Below are 5,585 nucleotides of genomic sequence, written 5' to 3'. Positions count from 1 at the left end.
AATCATAATCTTCAATCGTCTCATAATAAGGGTATAGCGAGTATTAATAAAAAAAGTTTCAAAAAAGATTAAAAAAGTTTTGGAATAAAGAAATAAGAGGTTGTATATTTGCACCCGCTAAGCGCGATATGCTTAGAAGATGTTCATATAATAGGATTGATTTTTTAGGTTAAATTAGGTTAAAAAAATAATTTCAAAAAAAACATCAAATAGTATTGTAGGAATAAAAAAAGGGTTTTATATTTGCACCCGCTTAAGGCGTAAAAGTTTTAAGATAAAGATAAAAGTTCATTAACATATTGAATTGACAGCGTAAGAGGATTATTGGAAACGATAATTTTCAAGACAAAAGAATAGACCATTTTGAGTACTGAAATTAAACAATTTCGATTAGTTGTTAAGAATATAGTCGTAAGACTTAAAAATTAACGATGAAGAGTTTGATCCTGGCTCAGGATGAACGCTAGCGGCAGGCCTAACACATGCAAGTCGAACGGTAACATTGGTGCTTGCACCAGATGACGAGTGGCGCACGGGTGCGTAACGCGTATACAATCTACCTTTTACAGAGGGATAGCCCAGAGAAATTTGGATTAATATCTCATAGTATTATTTTATGGCATCATAAAATAATTAAAGATTTATCGGTAAAAGATGAGTATGCGTTCTATTAGTTAGTTGGAGTGGTAACGGCACCCCAAGACAGCGATAGATAGGGGCCCTGAGAGGGGGATCCCCCACACTGGTACTGAGACACGGACCAGACTCCTACGGGAGGCAGCAGTGAGGAATATTGGACAATGGAGGCAACTCTGATCCAGCCATGCCGCGTGCAGGAAGACTGCCCTATGGGTTGTAAACTGCTTTTATACAGGAAGAAACCGCTCTACGTGTAGAGCTCTGACGGTACTGTAAGAATAAGGATCGGCTAACTCCGTGCCAGCAGCCGCGGTAATACGGAGGATCCAAGCGTTATCCGGAATCATTGGGTTTAAAGGGTCCGTAGGTGGATAATTAAGTCAGAGGTGAAAGTCTGCAGCTCAACTGTAGAATTGCCTTTGATACTGGTTATCTTGAGTTATTATGAAGTAGTTAGAATATGTAGTGTAGCGGTGAAATGCATAGATATTACATAGAATACCAATTGCGAAGGCAGATTACTAATAATATACTGACACTGATGGACGAAAGCGTGGGGAGCGAACAGGATTAGATACCCTGGTAGTCCACGCCGTAAACGATGGTTACTAGCTGTTCGAACTTCGGTTTGAGTGGCTAAGCGAAAGTGATAAGTAACCCACCTGGGGAGTACGTTCGCAAGAATGAAACTCAAAGGAATTGACGGGGGCCCGCACAAGCGGTGGAGCATGTGGTTTAATTCGATGATACGCGAGGAACCTTACCAGGGCTTAAATGTAGATTGACAGGTTTAGAGATAGACTTTTCTTCGGACAATTTACAAGGTGCTGCATGGTTGTCGTCAGCTCGTGCCGTGAGGTGTCAGGTTAAGTCCTATAACGAGCGCAACCCCTGTTGTTAGTTGCCAGCGATTCAAGTCGGGAACTCTAACAAGACTGCCGGTGCAAACCGTGAGGAAGGTGGGGATGACGTCAAATCATCACGGCCCTTACGTCCTGGGCTACACACGTGCTACAATGGTAGGGACAGAGAGCAGCCACTGCGCGAGCAGGAGCGAATCTATAAACCCTATCACAGTTCGGATCGGAGTCTGCAACTCGACTCCGTGAAGCTGGAATCGCTAGTAATCGCATATCAGCCATGATGCGGTGAATACGTTCCCGGGCCTTGTACACACCGCCCGTCAAGCCATGGAAGCTGGGAGTGCCTGAAGTCCGTCACCGCAAGGAGCGGCCTAGGGTAAAATTAGTAACTAGGGCTAAGTCGTAACAAGGTAGCCGTACCGGAAGGTGCGGCTGGAACACCTCCTTTCTAGAGAAAGACGACTAAGCGAGATAAGTAAGGAAAAATATAGTTTATTCTTTTGCTGTTAATTTAATTGATCTATTATAGTAGAGTCTCATAGCTCAGCTGGTTAGAGCGCTACACTGATAATGTAGAGGTCGGCAGTTCGAGTCTGCCTGAGACTACTATCTATAATAAAATAAAGGAAATTCTAGAGGTTGAGAATTCAAAATTCAAAATTGAGAATTCTTAAATCAATAAGAATTACAATGGGGAATTAGCTCAGCTGGCTAGAGCGCCTGCCTTGCACGCAGGAGGTCACCGGTTCGACTCCGGTATTCTCCACGATTCTGTTTTATACAGAAAGAAGTTCATTGACATATTGAAAAAAGATACATAAAAATAAAGTATAGCTATTTATAGTTATACGATTCATAATTAGTTAAGGTTTACGAGCTTTTAACTAATTATAAACTCATTAAAAAGACAAAAGTACAATAAGCTACATAAGAGCGTATGGGGAATGCCTAGGCTCTCAGAGGCGAAGAAGGACGTGATAAGCTGCGAAAAGCTGCGGGGATTGGCACATACAAATCGATCCGCAGATATCCGAATGGGGCAACCCAGCATATTGAAGATATGTTATCCGTAAGGAGGCGAACCCGGAGAACTGAAACATCTAAGTACCCGGAGGAGAAGAAAACAAAAGTGATTCCGATAGTAGCGGCGAGCGAAATCGGATTAGCCCAAACCAGTGTTGTTATGGCAATACTGGGGTTGTAGGACCACGATATTTAATGCGTAATGAATTAGAACACTTTGGAAAAAGTGACCATAGAGGGTGATAGTCCCGTATAAGTAAAGATCGTTATTGATAGTGGTATCCTGAGTAGTGCGGGGCACGTGAAACCCTGTATGAATTTGGCGGGACCATCCGTTAAGGCTAAATACTCCTGAGAGACCGATAGTGAACTAGTACCGTGAGGGAAAGGTGAAAAGAACCTTGAATAAAGGAGTGAAAAAGATCCTGAAACCATACGCTTACAAGCGGTCGGAGCCCTTTGGGGTGACGGCGTGCCTTTTGCATAATGAGCCTACGAGTTACCGTTGCTAGCAAGGTTAAGGACTTCAGGTCCGCAGCCGTAGCGAAAGCGAGTCTGAATAGGGCGCTTTAGTTAGTAGTGGTAGACGCGAAACCGTGTGATCTACCCATGGGCAGGTTGAAGCTGTAGTAACATACAGTGGAGGACCGAACCGGTTGACGTTGAAAAGTCTTCGGATGACCTGTGGGTAGGGGTGAAAGGCCAATCAAACTCGGAAATAGCTCGTACTCCCCGAAATGCATTTAGGTGCAGCGTTGATTTATAGTTTTATAGAGGTAGAGCTACTGATTGGATGCGGGGGCTTCACCGCCTACCAATTCCTGACAAACTCCGAATGCTATAAAATGTTAATCAGCAGTGAGGGCATGGGTGCTAAGGTCCATGTCCGAGAGGGAAAGAACCCAGACCATCAGCTAAGGTCCCCAAATATATGTTAAGTTGAATAAACGAGGTTGAACTGCTTAGACAGCTAGGATGTTGGCTTGGAAGCAGCCATTCATTTAAAGAGTGCGTAACAGCTCACTAGTCGAGCGGTTCGGCATGGATAATAATCGGGCATAAACATATTACCGAAGCTATGGACTTGTAAAAGTGGTAGGGGAGCATTGTAGTGTCGTCGAAGGTTTGCTGTGAGGCATTCTGGAGAAGCTACAAAAGAAAATGTAGGCATAAGTAACGATAATGCGGGCGAGAAACCCGCACACCGAAAGACTAAGGTTTCCTCAGCTATGCTAATCAGCTGAGGGTTAGTCGGGACCTAACGCGAACCCGAAAGGGGAAGTGGATGGACAACAGGTTAATATTCCTGTACCTGCTCACACTAAAAGTGACGGAGGCGTATATTTGGTGCGTGCTGACGGAATAGCACGTTGAAGCCAGTGGTAACACGGCGATAGTACACTGAGACTACGGTCAAGGTGATAATCCAGAAAAGCGACTTCCAAGAAAAGCGAGTGAAGCAGCCCGTACCCTAAACCGACACAGGTAGTTGGGATGAGAATTCTAAGGTGCTCGAGAGATTCATGGCTAAGGAACTAGGCAAAATCGGCCCGTAACTTCGGGAGAAGGGTCGCCCACAGCAATGTGGGCCGCAGTGAAAAGGTCCAGGCGACTGTTTATCAAAAACACAGGGCTCTGCTAAATCGAAAGATGATGTATAGGGCCTGACACCTGCCCGGTGCTGGAAGGTTAAGTGGAGGGTTTAGCTTCGGCGAAGATCTGAAATGAAGCCCCAGTAAACGGCGGCCGTAACTATAACGGTCCTAAGGTAGCGAAATTCCTTGTCGGGTAAGTTCCGACCTGCACGAATGGTGTAACGATCTGGACACTGTCTCAGCCATGAGCTCGGTGAAATTGTAGTATCGGTGAAGATGCCGATTACCCGCAGTGGGACGAAAAGACCCCGTGCACCTTTACTATAGCTTAGTATTGGTTTTGGATAAGTAATGTGTAGGATAGGTGGGAGACTTTGAAGCGGCGTCGCCAGGCGTTGTGGAGTCATTGTTGAAATACCACCCTTTGCTTATCTAGAGTCTAACTTCGAGAGAAGGACAGTGCTTGGTGGGTAGTTTGACTGGGGTGGTCGCCTCCAAAAGAGTAACGGAGGCTTCTAAAGGTTCCCTCAGCACGCTTGGTAACCGTGCGTAGAGTGCAATGGCATAAGGGAGCTTGACTGAGAGACATACAGGTCGATCAGGTACGAAAGTAGAGCATAGTGATCCGGTGGTTCCGCATGGAAGGGCCATCGCTCAAAGGATAAAAGGTACGCCGGGGATAACAGGCTGATCTCCCCCAAGAGCTCATATCGACGGGGGGGTTTGGCACCTCGATGTCGGCTCGTCACATCCTGGGGCTGGAGAAGGTCCCAAGGGTTGGGCTGTTCGCCCATTAAAGTGGCACGCGAGCTGGGTTCAGAACGTCGTGAGACAGTTCGGTCTCTATCTACTGTGGGCGTTAGAAATTTGAGTGGATCTGACTCTAGTACGAGAGGACCGAGTTGGACAAACCTCTGGTGTATCTGTTGTTCCGCCAGGAGCATTGCAGAGTAGCTACGTTTGGAAAGGATAAGCGCTGAAAGCATATAAGCGCGAAACCTACCACAAGATGAGATTTCTTTAAAGGGTCGTGGAAGATGACCACGTTGATAGGCTATAGGTGTAAAGGCAGTAATGTCATAGCCAAGTAGTACTAATAACCCATAGGCTTATTGTACGCCTGTTTTTTTAGAGTTACAATATTATTTTTATGATGTTTTTTTTCAATATGTTATTATATACGGTTAAGTAATTTTTTTTACATACGCCGAAAGATTTAAGGTGATTATAGCGATGGGGCTCACCTCTTACCATTCCGAACAGAGAAGTTAAGCCCATTTGCGCCGATGGTACTGCATTTGTGGGAGAGTAGGTCGTCGCCTTTTTTAAAGCCCTTCATTATTTATTTAATGAAGGGCTTTTTTTGTTATGTTTTTTTGCTATTTCTTATAGATTATAAAAATATTTATAGAAAATATTCTAATATTAATAGTGTTTTATATATTTATGAATATTTAGATATTTA

General features: G+C 44.5%; 2 tRNA genes and 3 rRNA genes. All 5 read left to right on the top strand.

The annotated features are described in order from the left end of the window. The first annotated feature begins 428 nt into the window (after positions 1 to 428). The 5 genes from ACRHNM_RS16095 to rrf all read left to right on the top strand — a co-directional run bounded on the left by ACRHNM_RS16095 (position 429) and on the right by rrf (position 5,445). Positions 429 to 1,950: ribosomal RNA gene (locus ACRHNM_RS16095) — 16S ribosomal RNA — on the top strand. A gap of 84 nt (positions 1,951 to 2,034) precedes the next feature. Continuing rightward, positions 2,035 to 2,108, top strand: a tRNA-Ile gene (locus ACRHNM_RS16090). A gap of 86 nt (positions 2,109 to 2,194) precedes the next feature. Then, positions 2,195 to 2,268 (top strand) — tRNA-Ala (locus tag ACRHNM_RS16085). 150 nt (positions 2,269 to 2,418) lie between these two features. Then, a 23S ribosomal RNA gene (locus ACRHNM_RS16080) occupies positions 2,419 to 5,237 on the top strand. 100 nt (positions 5,238 to 5,337) lie between these two features. Next, positions 5,338 to 5,445 (top strand): 5S ribosomal RNA (rrf, locus tag ACRHNM_RS16075). The 16S, 23S and 5S rRNA genes sit together here with 2 tRNA genes alongside, the layout of an rRNA operon. Positions 5,446 to 5,585 lie beyond the last annotated feature (140 nt).

This window comes from Psychroserpens mesophilus (assembly GCF_050617655.1).
GTDB classification, from domain to species: Bacteria; Bacteroidota; Bacteroidia; order Flavobacteriales; family Flavobacteriaceae; genus Psychroserpens; species Psychroserpens mesophilus_A.
This window is presented reverse-complemented; position numbering and strand designations above follow the sequence as displayed.